Raw genomic sequence first — 20132 nt, forward strand, 5'->3', positions numbered from 1 at the left:
CCACAACGGTTCGGGCTTGTCGATGAAAATTCCGACCAGCGGATCGGAGCGGCTGATGTCCTCCGCAGGGAGCCACTTCGTGACGCGGCGCAGTCCGCGCCAGCGCGTGCGGATGGTGCCGTTGTCCGGCCGCGGTGCGCAGGCAGTCGAGCCATTAGAGAACAGTGTCCCGGTCGAGGCTGGACACATCGGCTGGCTGCTTGCGATAACGAGCCACTCGCTGAGATAGGTGATGGACTGGCCGTACAGCATGAGGTGCGATCGGCCTGTCCTGGACCCGAAGCGACCGGTTGAAGCTGCCACGCAACGCTTCGATAGCTCGAGCATGTAGTGCGGTTATCGGGCGAGCCTGCGTTTTGCTAGGAGGTGCACAACATCAAGCACGAGTGTTTTTCCTGGTTAGATCGGCATTTCGGGACGGCTGCACCCGTTTCGGCTCGCCCGGCATCTTCGGGTAGTTCGGCGGATACGGCAGGTCGCCCAGGCCGCGCTCGTCGTCGGCCGCGGCCAGCTCGAGTAGCGGGGCGATCGACTGGGCCACGTCGTCCATGCCCGCCCACGGGTCCGCGCGGCTGAGCACCAGGCCGGGCACGGTCGCCATGGTGTAGTCGTCGGGCTCGGCGCGGGCGAGCTCGTCCCAGGTCAGCGGCATCGAGACGGTGGCGATCGGCGTGGGCCGCAGCGCGTAGGCCGCCGCCATGGTGCGGTCGCGGGCGTTCTGGTTGAAGTCGACGAAGATGCGCTCACCGCGCTGCTCCTTCCACCAGGCGGTGGTGACCGCGTCGGGCGCGCGGCGCTCGATTTCGCGGGCCAGCGCGATGCCCGCCCGCCGCACCTCGACGAAATCCCAGTCGGTCGCGATGCGCAGGAACACGTGGATGCCCCGCCCGCCGGACGTCTTCGGGTAGCCGGCCAGCCCGAGCTCGGCCAGCAGGGGCCGCAGCACGTCGACGGCGACCGCGCGGGCCTGCGCGAAACCGACGCCGGGCTGCGGGTCCAGGTCGACGCGCAGTTCGTCGGGGTGGTCGGTGTCGGGGCAGCGCACCTGCCAGGGGTGCAGCGTGATCGTTCCCATCTGCGCCGCCCACACGATCGCGGCGGGATGGGTGACCCGCAGCGTGTCCGCCGTCCGGCCCGAGGGGAACGTCACCCGGCAGGTCTGCAGGTAGTCGGGGTGGTGGGCGGGCACCCGCTTCTGGTAGATCTCCTCGCCGTCGATGCCGTCGGGGAAGCGCTGCAGGTGCGTGGGCCGGTCGCGCAGCGCGTCGAGCATCGGGCCGCCGGCCATGGCGCGGTAGTACTCGACGACCCGGCGTTTGGTGCCCTGGGACCCCAGCTCGGGGAAATACACCTTGTCCGGGCTCGTCAGCCGCACGGCGATGCCGTCGACGTCGAGCTCCTCCGCTGCAGCAGCCATATCCTCAGCCTATGGACCTACCCGTGCTGCCGCCGGTTTCGCCGATGCTGGCCAAGCCGGTGCGAACGATCCCCCCGGAGGCGTCCTACGAGCCCAAGTGGGACGGGTTCAGGTCGATCTGCTTCCGCGACGGCGACCAGGTGGAGCTGGGCAGCCGCAACAAGCGCCCGATGACCCGCTATTTCCCCGAGCTGGTCGCGGCCGTCGCCGCGGAACTGCCGCGGCGCTGCGTGATCGACGGGGAGATCGTCGTCGCCACCGACCACGGCCTGGATTTCGAGGCCCTGCAACAGCGCATCCACCCGGCCGATTCGCGGGTGCGGATGCTGGCCGCCAAGACGCCGGCGTCGTTCATCGCGTTCGACCTGCTCGCCCTCGGCGACGACGACTACACGCGGCGCCCGTTCAGCGAGCGGCGCGCCGCCCTGGCCGGCGCGCTGGGCTCCGGCCCGTCGTTTCACGTCACCCCGGCGACGACGGACATCGACACCGCGCGGCGCTGGTTCGACGAGTTCGAAGGCGCCGGCCTCGACGGCGTCATCGCCAAACCGCTGGCGCTGACCTATCAGCCGGACAAGCGGGTCATGTTCAAGATCAAGCACGAGCGGACCGCCGACTGCGTGGTCGCCGGCTACCGCGTGCACAAGTCCGGCGGTGACGCGATCGGCTCGCTGCTGCTCGGGCTCTACGACGGGGACGGGCGGCTCGCGTCGGTCGGCGTCATCGGCGCCTTCCCGATGGCGAAGCGGCGGCAGCTGTTCGCCGAGCTGCAGCCGCTGGTCACCGGCTTCGACGAGCACCCGTGGAACTGGGCCGCGCACGAGGCCGGCGAACGCACCCCCCGCAAGAACGAGTACTCCCGCTGGAACGCCGGCAAGGACCTCTCGTTCGTCCCGCTGCGGCCCGAGCGGGTGGTCGAGGTCCGCTACGACCACATGGAGGGACGGCGGTTCCGCCACACCGCCCAGTTCAACAGGTGGCGCCCCGACCGCGACCCCCGCTCGTGCACCTACGGGCAACTCGAACAGCCGCTCACCTTCCGACTCGGCGACATCGTGCGCGGCCTCGGCGAAAACCACTAGCTTCTGAAATATCGTCGACGTTCACGCGACCAAAGGGGCCACTCATGAGACGTTCCATTGCCATCACGCTGTCGGGCGTGACCATCGCGGTGGCGGCATGCTCGGGAAAGACCGGCACAGCCAACCAGTCGGCCACCTCGAGCCCACCGATGTTCAGCACCACCCCGACTTCCACGGCGCCTGTCGATCCGGTCGCCCACGTCGGTGCCACCCTCAATCTGACCGGCGACAGAGGGCCGTTGGCCGTCACCCTCACCAAAATCATCAACCCGGCGACGGGGACGTCCGGGCCGCCGACCGACGACAAGGGCAACCCGAGAGGCACCTACGTCGCCGCGATGCTGACCGTCCACAACACCAGCACCTCGGCGCGCAAGGACGACGCGAACAACGACGCGGTGCTCGTCGGGTCGGACAACCAGGACTACTCGACGGCCCTGGGCAGCGTGACCGAATGTACGAACTTCGACGAGGGCGAGTACGAGCTGCGCGCGGGAGAGTCGGTCAACGGGTGCGTCGTGTTCGTCATGCCCCCGGGCGTGAAGCCGGCCAAGTTCAAGTACACACCGTCCTCGGGCTTCGCCAACAGCTTCGGGGAATGGCTCATCCCCTAAGCCCGTCAACCCATCCCCGCGAGCGTGCGCGTTTGTACGCCGGCATCGGCGTGTCGCTGTACAGACACGCACGCTCGCGGCCGAAGGCGAGAAGCCCCTACGGCGGACCGCTGAACGCCATGATCGGGTCCCGCGACTGCGCCGGCAGCGCCGAGGCGAAGTCCTCGACGACGTCGAACCGGCCCCGCTCGGCGATCCGGTCGAGCAGATCGTCCAGGCCTGGTCCAGCAGCCGCAGCAGCAGGCCCCGGGGCTCGGGCCCGCTCAACGGCGCAGGAACTCCACGATGTGACGCGCCAGCTCCTCGCCGGCGTCCTCCTGCAGGAAGTGCCCGGCGCCGCGGATGACGGGGTGCTCGATGCCCTGCGCGCCGCGCATCTCGCGCCGGAACACCTCGCCCATCGGCCCGGTGATGGGGTCGGCGTCGCTGAACGCGACCAGCATGGGCGTCGGGCTCACCGCCAGCTTCGACCACGCCGCCTTGTTGGCGGCCGCCGCGGGGTCGTCCGGCGAGACCGGCACCAGGCCGGGCATGGCGCGCGGCCCGGCGCAGTACTCGTCGCCGGGGAACGGCGCGTCGTAGCCCGCCAGCACCTCCTCGCTCACCTGCTGCGCCGAGGCGCCCTGCACGAACAGGCTGACCTTCAGGTCCGGCATCGTCTGGATCGCCTCGCGGAACTGCCACCACACCTTGGCCATCGGCTGCTCGCCGTTGGGCAGCCCGGTGTTGGCCACGACCAGCCGGGCGAACCGCTCGGGGTGCTCGGCGGCCAGCCGCAGCCCGATCAGCCCGCCCCAGTCCTGGCCGACCAGGGTCACGTCGCCCAGGTCGAGGACGTCGAGGACCAGCGCGCGCATCCACTCCACGTGGCGCGCGTAGGTGTGGTCCTCGATGCGGGTCGGCTTGTCGGAGCGACCGAACCCGACCAGGTCGGGGCAGATGACGCGGTGGCCGGCCTCGACCAGGATCGGGATCATCTTGCGGTACAGGTAGGACCAGGTCGGCTCGCCGTGCAGCATCAGCACCGGGTCGGCGTCCTGCGGACCGTCCTCGACCCAGGCCACCCGCAGGCTGCCCCCTTCGCCGTCGGGCACCTCGCAATAGCTTGGCGCGTAAGGGAAGTCGGGTACATTGTCGAACCGTTCGTCGGGTGTCCGCAGTGTCTGCATGTCACGTTCCTTCCTGAAGCCCCGCCAATGCCCGATGCGCCATCAACCGATCCAGAAACTCACGCTGCCCCGTCAAGAGCTTGGTGCGCGCCTCCGCCACGGTAAACCAGGCGACCCGGTCGACCTCGGGGACGTCCAGCAGCCTGCCCGAGCCCTTCGGCCACTCCAGCTCGAAGCTGTTGCTGCGCGCGCCGGTGACGTCGAGGTCGCCGTGCACGGCGAAGACGCTGACCACCTTGCCGCTGGGTTGCCTGATCCGGCCCAGTTCGGCGCGGGGGCCGGCCGGCACCGGCAGCCCGAGTTCCTCGGCGAACTCGCGCCGGGCCGCCGCCCAGGGGTCCTCCCCCTCGGAGTACTCGCCCTTGGGCACCGACCACACCCCGGCGTCCTTGCGCGCCCAGAACGGGCCGCCGGGGTGGGCTATCAGGACCTCGACGACGCCGTCGCGCACGCGGTACAGGAGCACACCGGCACTGAGCCTGGGCACGACCCCTCAGGCCCCGACCGCGCGTTCCAGGTCTTTGAGCGAGGTTTCCAGGTGCGCGAGCAGCCGCTGCAGGTGCGGCACGCTGCGCCGGCATCCCACCAGGCCGAAGTCCATCGTGTCGGCGTTGTTCACCAGGGTGATGTTGAGCGCCTGCCCGTCCAGCACGATGGACATCGGGTAGTTGCCGTCGAGCCGGGCGCCCCCGTAATACATCGGCTGGGTGGGCCCGGGCACGTTCGAGATGACGATGTTGAACGGCGGCGCCGTCGAGGACACCCAGCCCGGGACCGCGGCCAGGCTCAGCGCCGCCATGTTCGCGGCCGACAGCGCCAGCGCCTGCAGGCGCGGCAGCTGGGAGAACACCTTCTTGTTGTCGCGCATCGACTCGCTGACGGTCTGCAGCCGCCGGGCCGGGTCGTCGGTGTCGGTGGCGAGGTTGCAGAGGATGGCCCCGACGAGGTTGCCGCCGGCGTCGGCCTCGTCCTCGCGGCGCAGGCTCACCGGCACCATCGCCAGCAGCGAGGTGTCCGGCAGCGCGTCGTGCTCGAGCAGGTAGTAGCGCAGCGCGCCCGAGCACATCGCCAGCACGACGTCGTTGACGGTCACCCCGGCGGCCTTCTTGACGGCTTTGATGCGGTCCAGCGACCACGACTGCGCGGCGCACCGGCGGGCGCCGCCGATCTTGACGTTCAGCATCGTGCGCGGCGCGCCGAACGGCAACGTCAGCTGCTGCTCGAGCAGCGCCGCGCGGGCCAGCGTCACCGTCGAGGGGGCAAGGGCGGCAACGGATCCCGCGGTCCGCATCAGCGAACGCACGGGCGACGCGGGGCTCGACCCCCGCTTGGGTTTCGGCAGGGTCCACGGCGCCCGGATCTCGCGGTCGCCGGGGTCGTCGGACAACGCGCGCTGCATCAGCTTCAGCGCCGAGACACCGTCGATCAAAGCATGGTGCATCTTCGTGTAGACCGCGAATCGGCCGTCTTTGAGCCCCTCGATGACGTGCAACTCCCACAGCGGGCGGTGCCGGTCGAGCAGGCTGCTGTGCCACCGCGAGGTCAGCTCGAGCAGCTCACGGACCCGTCCGGGGGACGGCAGCGCCGAGCGGCGCACGTGGTAGTCGAGGTCGAGGTCTTTGTCGTACGCCCAGGCCAGGTTCGCCACACCACCCCAGAACGTCGCCGGACGCTTGAGGAAGGTGGGTTGGACATCCTGCTGGGCGACCAGGCTGTCGTAGAACCCGCGCACGTAGCCGCGACCGGCCCCCTCCGGCGGCTCGTAGAGCTGCAGCCCACCGACATGCATGGGGTGCTCGCGCGATTCGCCCAGCAGGAAGATCGCGTCGGTGGGCGTCATCAGTTCCATCATCCAATTAGACCCCGACCGAAGCCGTTCCGATGCGCGAACTCCGCGACTTCGCGGCGAACCCTCAGATAGGGCACCGCCGCGACGGGATGGCCGGGGCGCACGGCGTAGACGACCTTCATCCGGTCCGGCACGGCGAGGAGCGTCTTCACCTCCTGCTCGACGGCGGGCACGCTGGATGCCGAAAGTGCTTGAAAGCCAAGCCCCGACGAATTCGCCATCAGCCACATGTTCTGCAGGACGCACCCCAGGCTCATCATCCCGAGGACGTCCCCCTCGGAGCCGGGCGCGCGGACTGACGTTCCTCGATCGATGCGGCAGGTCCCGTTCCCCGGTCCGGCGTCGCGGTGGCACCATGTGCTTGTGACGACACTGCTGTCCTGGGATGTGGTGAGCATCGACAAGCCCGACGACGTCAACGTCGTGATCGGCCAGGCGCACTTCATCAAGACGGTCGAGGATCTGCACGAGGCCCTGGCCGGGGTGAGCTCCTCGCTGCGGTTCGGGCTGGCCTTCTGCGAGGCCTCTGGGCCCCGGCTGGTACGGCGCAGCGGCAACGACCCCGAATTGGTCGAACTCGCGGGCCGCGCCGCGCTGGCCGTCGGGGCCGGGCACAGTTTCGTGATCTTCTTGCGGGACGGCTTTCCGGTCAACGTCCTCAACCCGGTGAAGGCGGTGCCGGAGGTGTGCGGAATCTACTGCGCCACAGCCAATGCGGTCGACGTGATCGTCGCGGTCACGCCCCGCGGCCGCGGCATCGCCGGGGTGATCGACGGGCAGACCCCCGTCGGGGTGGAGACAGCCGGTGACGTGGCCGAGCGGCACGCCTTGCTGCGCGCCATCGGTTACAAACTCTGAGCTTTCAGCGCTTGGCGTAGAGCGCGTCGATCTCGGCCGCGAACCGGGCGGCGACGACGTTGCGCTTCACCTTCAGTGTCGGGGTCAGCTCGCCGGTGAGCACGGTGAAGTCGACGGGCAGGATGCGGAACTTCCGGATCGATTCCGCATGGGAGACACTCTGGTTGGCCGCGGCGACCGCCTGGTCGATCTCGCCCACCAGGGCGGGGTCGTCGACCAGGTCGGCCACCGAGGCGGTGGCCGGCTTGCCGTGGTGCTGCTTCCACACCTCGAATCCCTCGGGGTCGACCGCGATGAGTGCGGCCACGTAGGGCCTGTCGTCGCCCACCACCATCGCCTGGCTGACCAGCGGGTGGGCCCGCAACTGATCCTCGAGCACCGCCGGTGCGACGTTCTTGCCGCCCGCGGTCACGATGATCTCCTTCTTGCGGCCGACGATCGACAGGAATCCGTCGTCGTCGACCGAGCCGAGGTCGCCGGTGTGGAACCAGCCGTTGACGATGGCCTCGCCGGTCGCCTTCTCGTTGTGCCAGTAGCCGTCGAACACCACACCACCGCGCACCAGCACCTCGCCGTCGTTGGCGATCGCCATGCTGTTGCCCGGCAACAGCCTTCCCACCGTGCCGACCCGTTCCTCGCCGATCCGGTTCAGGGTGATCGCGGCGCTGGTCTCGGTCAGGCCGTAGCCCTCGTACACCGTCACGCCGACACCGCGGTAGAAGTGGCACAGCCGCTTGCCCAGCGGCGCACCGCCGGACACCGCGGCATGACAGTCACCGCCCAGGGCGGCCCGCAGCCTGCCGTAGACCAGCCGGTCGAACAGCGCGTGCGAGGCCCGCAACAGCGGGCCCGGGCCGCCGGCGTCCCGGGCGGCGCTCCACTCGATGGCCGCGCGGGCGGCGAGTCGGAAGATTCTGCCCCGGCCGCTGTCCTGGGCGTTCAATTCGGCGGCGTTGTAGACCTTTTCGAACACCCGCGGGACCGACACCACGACCGTGGGCTTGAAGACGGCAAGCGTGGCCACCAGGTTCTTGATGTCGCCGGTGTAGCCGATGGTGACCTTGTTGGCGAACGCCGACATCGACAGCGACCGCGCCAGCACGTGGGCCAGCGGCAGGAAGACCAGCAGCCGCTCCCCCTTGTGCAGCAGTGTCGGGAAACACGCCGTGGCGCCCCGAATCTCGCACAGCAGGTTCGAGTGCGTCAGCTGACAGCCCTTCGGACGGCCGGTCGTGCCCGAGGTGTAGATCAGCGTCGCCGCGTCGGCGGCCCGCAGCCCCGCCAACCGCTCGTCGAGTTTTCCGGTGTCCACGGACTTGCCGGACTCGGCCAGTTCGTCGAGCGCCCGCAGGCCGTGGGACTCGAGGTGCAGGATCGTACGCAGGCTCGGCAGCTCGCCGCTGAGTTCCTTGACCAGCTGAGCGTGCGCATCCGTCTCGGCGATCGCCATGACCGCACCGGAGTCCTCCAGCACCCAGCGCACCTGCTCGGGCGAGGAGGTGTCGTAGATCGGGACGGTGACCGCGCCGACCGACAGGATCGCGTAGTCCAGGATCACCCACTCGTAGCGGGTGGCCGACAAAATCGCCACCCGGTCACCGGCGTTCACCCCGGCGGCGATCAGACCGAGCGCGGTTTCGCGGATCTGCCGGGCGGCCTGGGCACAGGTGACATCCGTCCACGCGCCGTCGACGAGGCGCTGGAAGATCACATGGTCGGGATCGTCGCGCTCGTGGGAGTACACGCTGCCGACCACGTTGTCGTTCTCGCCGACGGTGAAGCTCGCCGGGAGGCTGAATTCGCGCATGCACCACGCTAGCCGCCCCGGGTGCCGCCTTCCTAGTGGCCGAAAGTCCCGGCGTCGAGGGTCGATCGGCGCCCGCCTCCGAGGGCGCGCCGCAGCAGCTTGTCGACCGCGACCACACCGCTGATCGCCGCCGCGATGGCGAAGATTCGCAGCCATGCACCGGCGGAGATGGGCGCGGTGGCGAAAACGGCCGTCATGGCGGGCAGATACGTGATGGCCAGCTGACCGATCGCCTGCGCGGTCACACCCACCACGATCCAGCGGTTGGAGAACACGCCGATCCGCCAGGCCGAGCGCGTCAACGAGCGGCAGCTGAACAGATAGAACGTCTCGATGACGACGAACAGGTTCAACGCGGCCGTGCGCGCCTCCGGCAGCGCCGCGCCGTTGGCGAGTTCCCACTCGAACAACCACCAGGCGCTGGCGACGAGCAACGTGGCGACGAGCAGGACCCGCGCGAGCAGCCCGCGGGTCAGCAATGGTTGGCCCGGGTCGCGCGGCGGCCGGGTCATGATGCCGGGCTCCTTGGGCTCGAACGCGAGCATCAGCCCGAGCGCCACAGCGGTGGTCATGTTGATCCACAGGATCTGGGTGGGCAGGATGGGCAGTGCTGCGCCGAAGGCGATGGCGGCCAGGATCACCAGTCCCTCACCGATATTCGTGGGCAGCGTCCACGTGATGAACTTGGTGAGGTTGTCGAAGACTCCCCGGCCCTCCTCGACCGCGGCCTCGATGGTGGCGAAGTCGTCGTCGGTCAGCACGACATCGGCGGCGTCTTTGGCGACCTCGGTCCCGCTTCTGCCCATGGCGACGCCGATGCTGGCCTGCCGCAAGGCCGGGGCGTCGTTGACGCCGTCGCCGGTCATCGCCACCACGTCGCCGTTGCCCTGCAACGCCTGCACCAGCCGGAGCTTCTGCTCGGGCGACACCCGGGCGAACACACTCGCGCCGGCCACCGCCTCCGGGAAGTCGTCGGCGTCCAGCGCGGCCAGACCGGCGCCCGTGAGCACCGTCCCCGGTCCGTGCCTTCCGCCGAGGATGCCGACCTGGGCGGCGATGGCGGCGGCCGTCCCGGCATGGTCGCCGGTGATCATCTTGACCGCGATGCCCGCGGTGTGGCACGCGACGATGGCGGGGACCACCGCCGCCCGCGGCGGATCGAGCATCGCGTGCAATCCGGTGAGGGTCAGCGAACCCGGCAACGCCTCGTCATCGAATTCATCGGGGTCATCGACGGCGCGCACGGCGGTCGCCAGCACCCGCAGACCCCGCCCGCCCAGCCGGTCGGCAGCCGTCAGCACCGCGTCACGGTCCAGCGGCCGCAGCGCGCCGTCGGCCCCCATCTGCGAATCGCACAGCTCGAGCAGCTTTTCCACCGCACCCTTGACCAACATCACGTAATTGCCGTCGTCGCGGTGCAGGGTGGCCATGTACCGGCGCTCCGAACTGAACGGGACGGCCGCTATCCGCGGCAGGCGTGCCGCCAGCTGCGGCGGATCGAGACCGGCCTTGACGGCGACGACAAGCATTGCGCCCTCGGTCGGGTCGCCGACGACATCCCATCGCCCGTCCTCGTGGGTCAGCGCCGCGTCATTGCAACACGCGGCCGCCAGCAGCGACCACCGCAGCGCCGCGTCGGCATCGATCACCACCGGTGCGCCGTCGGCGGTGCGCAGCTCACCGGCGGGCGAATAGCCCGACCCGGTCACCTCGACCGTTGCGTCAGTGGTCCAGACCACCTGCACGGTCATCTGGTTCTCGGTCAGCGTTCCGGTTTTGTCGGTGCAGATAACCGTTGTGCTGCCGAGAGTTTCGACAGCGGGGAGGCGCCGGACGACCGCGCGGCGGCGCGCCATCCGGGCCACACCGATGGCCAGCGTGATGGTGACCGCCGCCGGCAGCCCCTCGGGGATGGCGCCCACCGCGAGAGCGATCGCAGCGGTGAACGTCTCGACGGGATCCTGGCGACGGAGCAGCCCGGCGGCGAAGGTGAGGGCGGCGAGCCCGAGAATGCCTACCGTCAGGATCTTGCTGAACCGGGCGAGTTTCTCGGTCAGCGGGGTGGCGAGTGTCTCCGCGGCTCCCACGAGACGGTGGATCTCCCCGACCTCGGTCTCCGGGCCGGTGGCGACCACGACGCCGGCGGCATGCCCGGCCGTCACCAGTGTGCCCGAGTAGGCCATGTTGCACCGGTCGGCCACCGGGGTCGAATCCGGTAGGACGGTCTCGCTCTTGCTGACCGGGGCCGACTCGCCGGTCAGCGCCGACTCGTCGACGCGCAACCCGGTCTCACGCAGCAGTCGGACGTCGGCGGGAACCTTGTCGCCGGCTTCGAGCAGGACCAGGTCGCCGGGGACCAGGTCGTCGGACGGCACCGTTCGTTCCCGGCCGTCGCGGACCACCTTGGCGTCGGTGTGCACGATCTCGCGCAGGCCCGCGAGGGCGACCTCGGCCTTGGACTCCTGGATGAAGCCCACCGCCGCATTGATCAGCACCACACCGAAAATCACTATCGAATCAGCAAACTCGTGCAACCCCGCGGTGATCGCACCGGCGACCATCAGCACATAGATCAGCGGGTGATGGAACTGCCGCAGCACCCGCAGCAGCAGCCCGGCGCCCGCGGCCGGGGGTAACACGTTCGGGCCGAAACGCTCGAGACGTTCGGCCGCCTCGCCGCCGGACAGCCCGCGATGCGGATCGGTCTCCAGTAGCAGCACGACCTCGTGCACGGCTAAGCCGTGGTGTGCGGTCGTCGCAAACCCGGACGAAGCCCGCGCCGCCGGCATCGCCTCACCTCGCCACTCGACCGACCAGTCGTTCTCCCCCGATTGTTCGCGACGCAGGCGCTGTCGGTCAGGGCCTTAAGTCACCGCCGCCGCGCTCGGCGCCCGCCCCGCAGTCCTTGAACTGCTCGGCGGTGGGCTCCAACAGGCTCATCCGGTCCCCTCTCCCTCAGACGCTCACCCGCGGCCGGGCGGACCGTCGTTGACAGTCACTGCCAGCCGGTCATACTGTGCCAGTTCAGCCTCGGGCCTGTAAGGCCGGTGAAGGCGTGTCCGGGCGTTCGATTCGGGAGGTCGTTAGATGGGTGAGCCGTCCAAGCTGCGCGTGATCCAGTGGGCGACAGGAGGCGTCGGGAAGGCCGCCATCGAGTGCGTGCGCAACCACCCGCAGCTCGAGCTGGCCGGCTGCTGGGTGCACAGCGCGGACAAGAACGGCCGCGACGTCGGCGAGATCCTGGGCACCGGCCCGCTCGGCGTCACCGCCACCACCAGCGTCGAGGAGGTGCTGGCCATCGACGCCGACTGCGTGATGTACAGCCCGCTGATCCCCGCCGACGAAGAGGTCATCGCGATCCTGCGGTCCGGCAAAAACGTTGTCACCCCGGTCGGCTGGGTGTACCCCGACGCGACCAACCCCCGCGTCAAGGCCATCGCCGACGCCGCGCTCGAAGCCGGCGTGACCCTGCACGGGTCCGGCATCCATCCCGGCGGCATCACGGAGCGCTTCCCGCTCATGGTGTCCTCGCTTTCGTCGGCGGTGACCCACGTGCGCGCCGAGGAGTTCTCCGACATCCGCACCTACAACGCCCCCGACGTGGTGCGCCACATCATGGGGTTCGGCGGCACCCCCGAGGAGGCGGTGCAGGGACCGATGGCCGGGCTGCTCGAAGCGGGCTTCAAGATGTCGGTGCGAATGGTCGCCGACCACATGGGCTTTCGGATCGATCCGGACATCAGGACCATCCAGGAGATCGCCGTGGCGACCGCCGACATCGACTACGACCCCTTCCCGATCACCCCGGGGTCCGTCGCCGCGCGCCGGTTCCGCTGGGAGGCACTGGTCGACGGGGAGCCGGTCATCACCGCGGCGGTCAACTGGCTGATGGGGGAGGAGAACCTGGAGCCGAACTGGAATTTCGGCGGCCGTGGCGAACGCTTCGAGGTCGAGATCACCGGCGACCCCACGGTGAGCCTGACGTTCAAGGGGCTGCAGCCGGAGACCATCGCCGAAGGGCTGCAGAAGAATCCGGGGGTGGTGGCCACGGCCAACCACTGCGTCAACGCCATCCCCGACGTGTGCGCCGCCGGGCCCGGCATCAAGACCTACCTGGACCTGCCGCTGCTCGCCGGGCGCCCGGCCCCACACCTGGCGCGGTGACCCGGTGCGACTCGACGACGTGTCGTTCTGTCACCTCGTCGTCGGGGTGACGGACATGGATCGCGCGCTGGCGTTCTACCGCGACCTGCTCGGCATGGAGGTCGTCTTCGAAACCCTCATCTCCGGTGAGCCTTTCGACGCGGTGCTGCACGCCAAGCGCAAGCAGGAGGGCCGCGTGGTCGGCGGGCTGCTGGGCGGTGTGATGGTCGAACTGCTCTCGCTCGGCACCAAGCCGCCCGACCGGACGCACCGGCGCAGCGTCACCGGGGTCCACAACCTGTCGCTGTCGGTCCCCGACCTCGACGACGCCCACCGCCGCATCACCGCCGCCGGCTACGCCCCCGACCAAGATCCATTCGAGATCGGCGGCGTGCGCATGTTTTTCGTCAAAGACCCCGACGGGACGCCGGTCGAACTCATCGAGCTGCCCGGCGGCGCCCGCAGCACCTACGAGATGCACCGCGAGGTGCGGCTGCGGCTGGGGCCCGAGCGATGACCTACTCTCACCCCGATTCGATGCGCGGCCACGTCGCGATCGTCACCGGCGCCGCCCAGGGCGTCGGCAAGGGCGTCGCCGCGGCGCTGCTGGAACGCGGCGCGGCGGTGTTCCTGGTCGACATCCAGGCCGAGCGGCTGGCGGCCACCACCGCCGAGCTCGCCCGGGCCGGGCGGGTCGAGCAGCTGGTCGCCGATCTGCGCGACCCCGACAGCGCGCCGCGGATCGTGGCGGCCGCGGTCGAGGCGTTCGGAACGGTGCACGGCCTGGTCAACAACGCCATCGCCACCAACGAACCGAAGCGGTTCGTGGACATCACCCTCGAGGATTTGGCGCTCGGTCACGACGTGGGCCCGCGGGCGAGTTTTCTGCTCATGCAGGCGGTGCACCCGGTGATGGTCGAGGCGGGCGGCGGGTCGATCGTGAACCTCGGCTCCGGCACGGGCACCGGCGGCGACGTCAAGTGGGGTGGTTACGCCGCCGCCAAGGAGGCTATCCGCGGTATGTCGAAGGTCGCGGCCCTGGAATGGGGGCGCGACAACATCCGGATCAACGTCATCTGCCCGTTCGCCGAGTCCGACGGGGTCAAGCTGTGGAAGGAGTTCGCCCCCGACGACTACGCGAAGGCGGTGCGGCGCGTCCCGATGCGGCGCATCGGCGATGTCCGCACCGACGTCGGCGCGCTGGTCGCCTTCCTGCTCAGCACCGACGCGGCGTTCATCACCGCGCAGACCATCCACGTCGACGGCGGGATCGGCTGCTTCCGGTGACGGAATCGCTGCGCGACCGGCAGCGCGCCCAGATCCGGGCCGACATCAGGCGGGCGGCGTTCCGGTTGTTCGTCGAACGCGGCTACGACGCGGTGACGACCGAGGAAATCGCCACGGCGGCGGGCGTTTCGGTGCGCACGCTGTTCCGGCACGTGTCCGCCAAGGAGGATCTGCTGCTGGCGCCGGTCCGGCACGGCGGCGCCGCGATCGTCAACCTGCTCGAGCAGCGTCCCGCCGCCGAACCACCCGACGTCGCGCTGAGCAACGCGATCATCACCCGCACGCGGTCGTTCGACCGCGACGACTGCGCGGAGTGGCGCGCGGCGCTGCTGGTGGCCCCCGGCCTGCTCGGCAAGGTCAGCATCCACCAGCCGGCCGACAAGGAGCGCGCGATCAGGCTGACCGCCGAGCGGATGGGCGTCGACCCCGACGCCGACATGCGCCCGGGCCTGCTGGTCCACCTCGCCTTCGCGGCCGCCGATTTCGCCTTCCAGCTTTGGGTACGCCACGCGGGCAAGCCGCTGGACCGCTACGTCACCGAGGCGCTCGACGCGGTCAAGGCGCCGCACTGGAGGCGCGCCGGCTAGCGGGCTCGCCGGCGTAACCGGGCCGTCACACGCCGCACGCGGTCGCCGCCGCGACGGCCGAGCTTGAGTATTTTCGTAGGGTGGTGACAGGACCAGCACCGGCACGAGCCCCGGCGGACGTTCCGGCTCAGTACCTGCTGTCGTCCGCCGCGCCCAGCGCGCGCACCCTCATCGACATCGTCTACGCGACGGCCGCGCGTTTCCCGGACGCCCCCGCTATCGACGACGGCACCGTGCAGCTCACCTACGGCGAGCTGATCGGCGACATGGAGGCCAGTGTCGAGTGGCTGGCGGCCAGGGGCATCGGCCGGGGCGACCGGATCGGCATCCGGATGCCCTCGGGCAGCTACGCGCTGTACGTGGCGATCCTGGCGACGCTGGCCACCGGCGCGGCCTACGTGCCGGTCGACGCCGACGACCCCGACGAGCGGGCGGAGCTGGTGTTCGGTGCGGCCGACGTGGTCGCGGTGATCACCGAGGCGGGCCTGCTGCGGGGCCCCGGCTCGTCGCGCGGCTGGCGCGCGACGGCGCCCATGACCCGCGACGACGCGTGGATCATCTTCACCTCCGGATCGACCGGCACCCCGAAGGGCGTGGCCGTCACGCACCGCAGCGCCGCCGCGTTCGTCGACGCCGAGGCGCAGCTGTTCGTGCAGGACGGCCCGATCGGTCCCGGCGACCGGGTGCTGGGCGGGCTGTCGGTGGCCTTCGACGCCTCGTGCGAGGAGATGTGGCTGGCCTGGCGGCACGGCGCCTGCCTGGTGCCCGCGCCGCGCTCGCTGGTGCGCAGCGGGATGGACCTGGGTCCGTGGCTGGTCACCCGCGACGTGACCGTGGTCTCCACGGTGCCCGCGCTGGCCGCGCTGTGGCCCGCCGAGGCGCTGGAGGCGGTGCGGCTGCTCATCTTCGGCGGCGAGGCCTGCCCCGCGGAGCTGGCCGAGCGCCTCGCCGTGGAGGGCCGGGAGGTGTGGAACACCTACGGCCCCACCGAGGCGACGGTGGTCGCCTGCGCGGCCAGGCTGGGCGGTGGCGGCCCGGTCAGCATCGGGCTGCCGTTGCCCGGATGGGACCTGGCCGTCGTCGACGCCGACGGCTGCCCGGTCGGCTACGGCGAGATCGGCGAGCTGGTGATCGGCGGGGTAGGCCTGGCCCGCTACCTCGACGAGGACAAGGACGCCGAGAAGTACGCCCCGCTGCCGACGCTGGGCTGGGGGCGCGCCTACCGCAGCGGTGACCTGGTGCGGCTGGAACCCGACGGGCTGTATTTCTGCGGGCGCGGCGACGACCAGGTCAAGGTCGGGGGCCGCCGCATCGAGCTGGGCGAGGTCGACGCCGCGCTGGTCGGCCTGCCGGGGGTCAGCGGCGCGGCGGCGGCGGTCCGCCACACCGCGACGGGGACGCCGGTGCTGGTCGGCTACCTCGTCAGCGCCGATCCGGCGTTCGACCTGCACGAGGCGCGCCTGCGGCTGGCCGAACGGCTGCCCGCCGCGCTGGTGCCCCGGCTCGTGCGGATCGAGGAGCTGCCCACCCGGACGTCGGGCAAGGTCGACCGCGACGCGCTGCCCTGGCCGCCGCCCGGCGGGGACCCGGACGCGAGCGCCGATCTGGGCGGCACGACGGGCTGGCTGGCCGGACTGTGGCGCGACCTGCTGGGGTCGGCGGTGGACGGCCCGGAGGCCGACTTCTTCGCCCTCGGCGGCGGCTCGCTGGCCGCCGCGCAACTCGTCGCCGCGTTGCGGCGACGGTATCCGCAGGTCACCGTCGCCGACCTGTACGACCATCCCCGGCTGGGCTCCCTCGCCTCGTTCCTCGACGAGCTCGAGCCGCCACCCCCGGTCACCGAGCGCTCGGTCCGCCCGACCCCGCGGCTGACCCAGGCCGCACAGACCGTGCTGTCGGTGCCGTTGGCGACGCTGGCGGCGCTGCCGTGGGTGACGTGGCTCGCGCTGGGCAACGGCGTCGCCCGCGCGCTGCACGTGGTGCCGTGGACCGTCGCGGTCAACTGGTGGCTCGTCGCGGTGGCGTTCGTGTTGTTCGTCTCGCCGGTGGGCCGGATGGGCACCGCGGTGCTGTGCGCGCGGCTGCTGCTGTCGGGGGTGCGGCCCGGCACCTACCGCCGCGGCGGGTCGGTGCACCTGCGGGTGTGGCTGGCCGAACGGGTGGCCGAGGCCTGCGGCGCCCACAACGTGGCGGGAGCGCCGTGGCTGGTGTACTACGCCCGCGCGCTGGGCGCCAACGTCGGCAAAGGGGTGGACCTGCACTCGCTGCCCCCCGTCACCGGGTTGCTGAACCTGGGCCACCGCAGCGCGGTGGAACCCGAGGTGGACCTGTGCGGGCACTGGGTCGACGGCGACGAGTTCCACGTCGGCGCCATCACCGTCGGCGACGACGCGACTGTCGGCGCCCGGACCACGCTGCTGCCCGGCGCGGTCGTCGGTAAGAACGCCGACGTGGCCCCCGGCTCGGGCGTCGTCGACAAGATCAAGAACGGGCAGTACTGGAAGGGCTCACCCGCGGTGAAGTCGGGCCGGGTCAAACATCCGTGGCCCGACGAGCGGCCGCCCCGCCGAACCCGGTGGGTCGCGATGTACGGGCTGACGTCGCTGCTGCTCGCCGCCCTGCCGATGATCGCCGGCGCGAGCGGCGTCGCGGTGATCGCCGCGGCGGTGCGCCACACCCGCCGGCTCTCGGAGGCGGTGCCGCCGGCGCTGCTGTGGACGCCGGTCGCCGCGCTGGCCGCGGTGACGGTGTACGCGCTGCTGACCGTGGTGGCGGTGCGGGCGCTCTCGATCGGGCTGACCGAGGGCTACCACCCGGTGCGCAGCCGGGCCGGCTGGCAGCTGTGGGCGACTGAGCGGCTCATGGACGCCGCGCGCAACTATCTCTTTCCGCTGTATGCCGGCCTGCTGACACCGGCGTGGCTGCGGTTGCTGGGCGCGCAGGTCGGCCGCGGCACCGAGATCTCCACGGTGTTGCCGATCCCGAAGTTCACCGTGATCGAGGACGGGGCGTTCCTGGCCGACGACACCATGGTCGCCTCCTACGAACTCGGCGGCGGCTGGATCCACGCGGCCACGACCACCGTGGGCCGGCGCGCGTTCCTCGGCAACTCCGGCATCACCCAGCCGGGGCGCCGGGTGCCCGACGACGGGCTGGTCGCGGTGCTCTCGGCCGCACCACCCAAGGCCAAACGCGGCTCATCGTGGCTGGGCAGCCCCCCGATGCGGCTGCGGCGGCGCCCCACCGAGGCCGACCCGGCCACCACCTACGACCCGCCGGCCCGGCTCAAGGTCCGGCGCGCGGTGGTGGAGACCTGCCGGCTGCTGCCCGTGGTGGTGACGGTCGGGATCGGGCTGGCGGTGCTCGGAGCGCTGCAGGCACTGGCGCGGATCTTCGGCATCTGGGCGGCCGCGTTGTGCGGCGGGCTGGTGCTGCTGGCGGCGGGCGCCGTCGCGGGGGCCGTCACGGTCGCCGCCAAATGGCTGACCGTGGGGCGGATCCGGGCCAGCGAATACCCGCTGTGGTCGTCGTTCGTCTGGCGCAACGAGGTGTGCGACACCTTCGTCGAGACCGTCGCGGCGCCGTGGTTCGCCCGCGCGGCCGCCGGCACGCCGCTGCTGACCCTGTGGCTGCGGGCGCTGGGCGCCCGCGTCGGGCGGGGCACGTGGTGCGAAACCTATTGGCTGCCCGAGGCGGATCTCGTCACGCTGGGCTACGGCAGCACGGTCAACCGGGGTTGTGTGGTACAGACCCACCTGTTCCACGACCGGATCATGCGCATGGACAGCGTCGTGCTCGAACCCGGCGCCACCCTCGGGCCGCACTGCGTGGCGCTGCCGGCCGCCCGAATCGGGGCCGGGGCGACCGTGGGCCCCGCATCGCTGGTGGTGCGCGGCGACAAGGTGCCGGGATCGACTCGCTGGCAAGGCAATCCGATCAAGCCGTGGGGCGCGGGCCGCAAGAAGGGCCGGGCCAAGAACTCGGCGAAGCGGGGCGCCGCGGCGTGAAGGTTCCGGCTGAGAAGTCCGCGCCGGTCATCGACGACTACCTGCCGAAAAACGGCAATCCCGGCTACCGGGTGTCGCGCTACGAACTCGACCTCGAGTACCGGGTGGCGATCAACCGGCTGTCCGGCACGGCGACGATCACCGCGGTGACGCTCGTCGAGCTGCAGCAGTTCAGCCTGGACCTGTCCGGCGCGCTGTCGGTCGCCAAGGTGGCGGTCAACGGCAAACGGGTGCAGCAGTTCTCCTGCCGCGGCGGCAAGTTGCGCGTCCGGCTGACATCGAAGCTCGCGTCCGGTGCGGCGATGACCGTCGTGGTGCGCTACGGCGGTGCCCCGAAACCCATCCGATCCCTCTGGGGCGACATCGGTTTCGAGGAGCTGACCGACGGGGTGCTGGTCGCCGGTCAACCCAACGGCGCCCCGTCGTGGTTCCCCTGCAACGACCACCCCGGCGACAAGGCCGCCTTCCGCATCCAGGTCAGCACGGAAAGCCGCTACCGCGTCGTCGCCAACGGGAAACTCGTGGCGCGCCGCACCCGGGCCTCGCAGACCGTGTGGACCTACGAGCAACCCGAGCCGACCTCCACCTACCTGGTCACGCTGCAGATCGGCGCCTACGAGCTGGTGCGGCTGGCCCGGGCACCGGTGCCGATCCAGGCGGCGCTGCCCGCGCGGCTGCGGGACGCATTCGAGCATGACTTCGCCCGTCAGCCCGAGATGATGTCGCTGTTCGTCGAACTGTTCGGCCCCTACCCGCTGAGCAGTGGGTACACGGTGGTGGTCACCGATGACGACCTGGACATCCCCCTTGAAGCCCAGGGGATTTCGATATTCGGCGCCAACCACTGCGACGGCACGCGGGGCGCCGAACGCCTCGTCGCCCACGAGCTGGCACACCAGTGGTTCGGCAACTCGGTGACCGCGCGGCGCTGGCGCGACATCTGGCTGCACGAGGGATTCGCCTGCTACGCCGAATGGTTGTGGTCGGAGCGCAGCGGCGGCCCCGGCGCCGACGAACTGGCCCGGCTGCACCACGAGCGGCTGCGCGCGCAGCCACAGGACCTGCTACTGGCCGACCCCGGCGCGCGGCACATGTTCGACGACCGCGTGTACAAGCGTGGGGCGCTGACTCTGCACGCGTTGCGATCCCGGCTCGGTGATGCGAGTTTCTTTGCGCTGCTGCGAGATTGGACGGCACGCCACCGCCACGGCACCGTCGTCACCGACGACTTCACCGGCCTGGCCGCGAGTTACTCCGACGAGTTGCGGCCGCTGTGGCAAGCGTGGCTGTATTCCACGGCGGTGCCGTGACC

16 protein-coding genes are annotated in these 20132 nt (G+C 70.8%); 9 read left to right on the plus strand and 7 right to left on the minus strand.

Translation table 11 applies throughout. The features are described from left to right. Positions 1–376: 376 nt before the first annotated feature. Complete coding sequence (ligD, locus tag ACJ512_RS28415) at positions 377–1417, minus strand: non-homologous end-joining DNA ligase (protein WP_407688401.1); 1041 nt, start codon at positions 1415–1417, stop codon at positions 377–379. 11 nt (positions 1418–1428) lie between these two features. Between ligD and ACJ512_RS28420 the strand changes: the two genes are divergently transcribed. Together ACJ512_RS28420 and ACJ512_RS28425 are read left to right on the plus strand one after the other, a co-directional pair. Continuing rightward, positions 1429–2499: an ATP-dependent DNA ligase gene (locus ACJ512_RS28420; protein WP_407688400.1), complete on the plus strand. Its 1071-nt coding sequence runs from the start codon at positions 1429–1431 to the stop codon at positions 2497–2499. Positions 2500–2543: 44 nt separating this feature from the next. After that, positions 2544–3113 carry a DUF4352 domain-containing protein gene (locus ACJ512_RS28425; RefSeq protein WP_407688399.1) on the plus strand — a complete coding sequence of 190 codons (570 nt, stop codon included), beginning with the start codon at positions 2544–2546 and terminating at the stop codon, positions 3111–3113. Between the two features lie 263 nt (positions 3114–3376). Here the strand turns inward: ACJ512_RS28425 and ACJ512_RS28430 are convergent, their stop codons facing one another. From ACJ512_RS28430 to ACJ512_RS28445, 4 genes are read right to left on the minus strand one after another with little or no spacing between them, the layout of a single operon-like run. Next, positions 3377–4282 carry a haloalkane dehalogenase gene (locus tag ACJ512_RS28430; RefSeq protein WP_407688398.1) on the minus strand — a complete coding sequence of 302 codons (906 nt, stop codon included), beginning with the start codon at positions 4280–4282 and terminating at the stop codon, positions 3377–3379. A gap of 1 nt (position 4283) precedes the next feature. Continuing rightward, on the minus strand, positions 4284–4769 hold the full coding sequence (locus ACJ512_RS28435) for an NUDIX domain-containing protein (protein ID WP_407688397.1): 486 nt from the start codon (positions 4767–4769) through the stop codon (positions 4284–4286). Between the two features lie 6 nt (positions 4770–4775). After that, positions 4776–6131 carry a WS/DGAT/MGAT family O-acyltransferase gene (locus ACJ512_RS28440; protein WP_407688396.1) on the minus strand — a complete coding sequence of 452 codons (1356 nt, stop codon included), beginning with the start codon at positions 6129–6131 and terminating at the stop codon, positions 4776–4778. Next, on the minus strand, positions 6131–6391 hold the full coding sequence (locus tag ACJ512_RS28445; protein ID WP_461479916.1) for a nitroreductase family protein: 261 nt from the start codon (positions 6389–6391) through the stop codon (positions 6131–6133). The genes ACJ512_RS28440 and ACJ512_RS28445 overlap by 1 nt, the downstream gene beginning before the upstream one ends. 52 nt (positions 6392–6443) lie before the next feature. On the opposite strand from ACJ512_RS28445, the gene ACJ512_RS28450 reads away from it, so the two are divergent. Further along, positions 6444–6989, plus strand: a complete 546-nt coding sequence (locus ACJ512_RS28450; RefSeq protein WP_407688394.1) for an adenosine-specific kinase — start codon at positions 6444–6446, stop codon at positions 6987–6989. Positions 6990–6993: 4 nt separating this feature from the next. On the opposite strand, the gene ACJ512_RS28455 is transcribed toward ACJ512_RS28450, so the two are convergent. Both ACJ512_RS28455 and ACJ512_RS28460 read right to left on the minus strand, forming a co-directional pair. Continuing rightward, positions 6994–8796, minus strand: coding sequence for an AMP-dependent synthetase/ligase (locus tag ACJ512_RS28455; RefSeq protein ID WP_407688393.1), 1803 nt, complete (start codon positions 8794–8796; stop codon positions 6994–6996). Between the two features lie 32 nt (positions 8797–8828). Next, the gene (locus ACJ512_RS28460) at positions 8829–11585 is read right to left on the minus strand and encodes a cation-transporting P-type ATPase (RefSeq protein WP_407688392.1); all 2757 of its coding nucleotides are present in this window, start codon (positions 11583–11585) and stop codon (positions 8829–8831) included. Between the two features lie 298 nt (positions 11586–11883). Here ACJ512_RS28460 and ACJ512_RS28465 point away from each other — a divergent pair, with 298 nt between their 5' ends. The 6 genes from ACJ512_RS28465 to ACJ512_RS28490 all read left to right on the plus strand — a co-directional run bounded on the left by ACJ512_RS28465 (position 11884) and on the right by ACJ512_RS28490 (position 20130). Next, positions 11884–12960 (plus strand): NAD(P)H-dependent amine dehydrogenase family protein, encoded by a 1077-nt coding sequence (locus ACJ512_RS28465; protein ID WP_407688391.1) that lies wholly within the window; start codon positions 11884–11886, stop codon positions 12958–12960. A gap of 4 nt (positions 12961–12964) precedes the next feature. After that, a complete protein-coding gene (locus tag ACJ512_RS28470) occupies positions 12965–13456 on the plus strand; it encodes a VOC family protein (protein WP_407688390.1) in 492 nt (163 codons plus the stop codon). Beyond that, complete coding sequence (locus ACJ512_RS28475) at positions 13453–14226, plus strand: SDR family NAD(P)-dependent oxidoreductase (RefSeq protein WP_407688389.1); 774 nt, start codon at positions 13453–13455, stop codon at positions 14224–14226. The genes ACJ512_RS28470 and ACJ512_RS28475 overlap by 4 nt, the downstream gene beginning before the upstream one ends. Beyond that, positions 14223–14813, plus strand: coding sequence for a TetR/AcrR family transcriptional regulator (locus ACJ512_RS28480; protein ID WP_407688388.1), 591 nt, complete (start codon positions 14223–14225; stop codon positions 14811–14813). Before ACJ512_RS28475 ends, ACJ512_RS28480 begins: the two co-directional genes overlap by 4 nt. An 83-nt stretch (positions 14814–14896) precedes the next feature. Continuing rightward, on the plus strand, positions 14897–18820 hold the full coding sequence (locus ACJ512_RS28485; protein ID WP_407688387.1) for a Pls/PosA family non-ribosomal peptide synthetase: 3924 nt from the start codon (positions 14897–14899) through the stop codon (positions 18818–18820). Next, positions 18817–20130 (plus strand): M1 family metallopeptidase, encoded by a 1314-nt coding sequence (locus ACJ512_RS28490; RefSeq protein WP_407688386.1) that lies wholly within the window; start codon positions 18817–18819, stop codon positions 20128–20130. The genes ACJ512_RS28485 and ACJ512_RS28490 overlap by 4 nt, the downstream gene beginning before the upstream one ends. The last annotated feature ends 2 nt before the right edge of the window (positions 20131–20132 follow it).

The sequence above is a fragment of the Mycobacterium cajalii genome, assembly GCF_045809005.2.
GTDB lineage: Bacteria > Actinomycetota > Actinomycetes > Mycobacteriales > Mycobacteriaceae > Mycobacterium.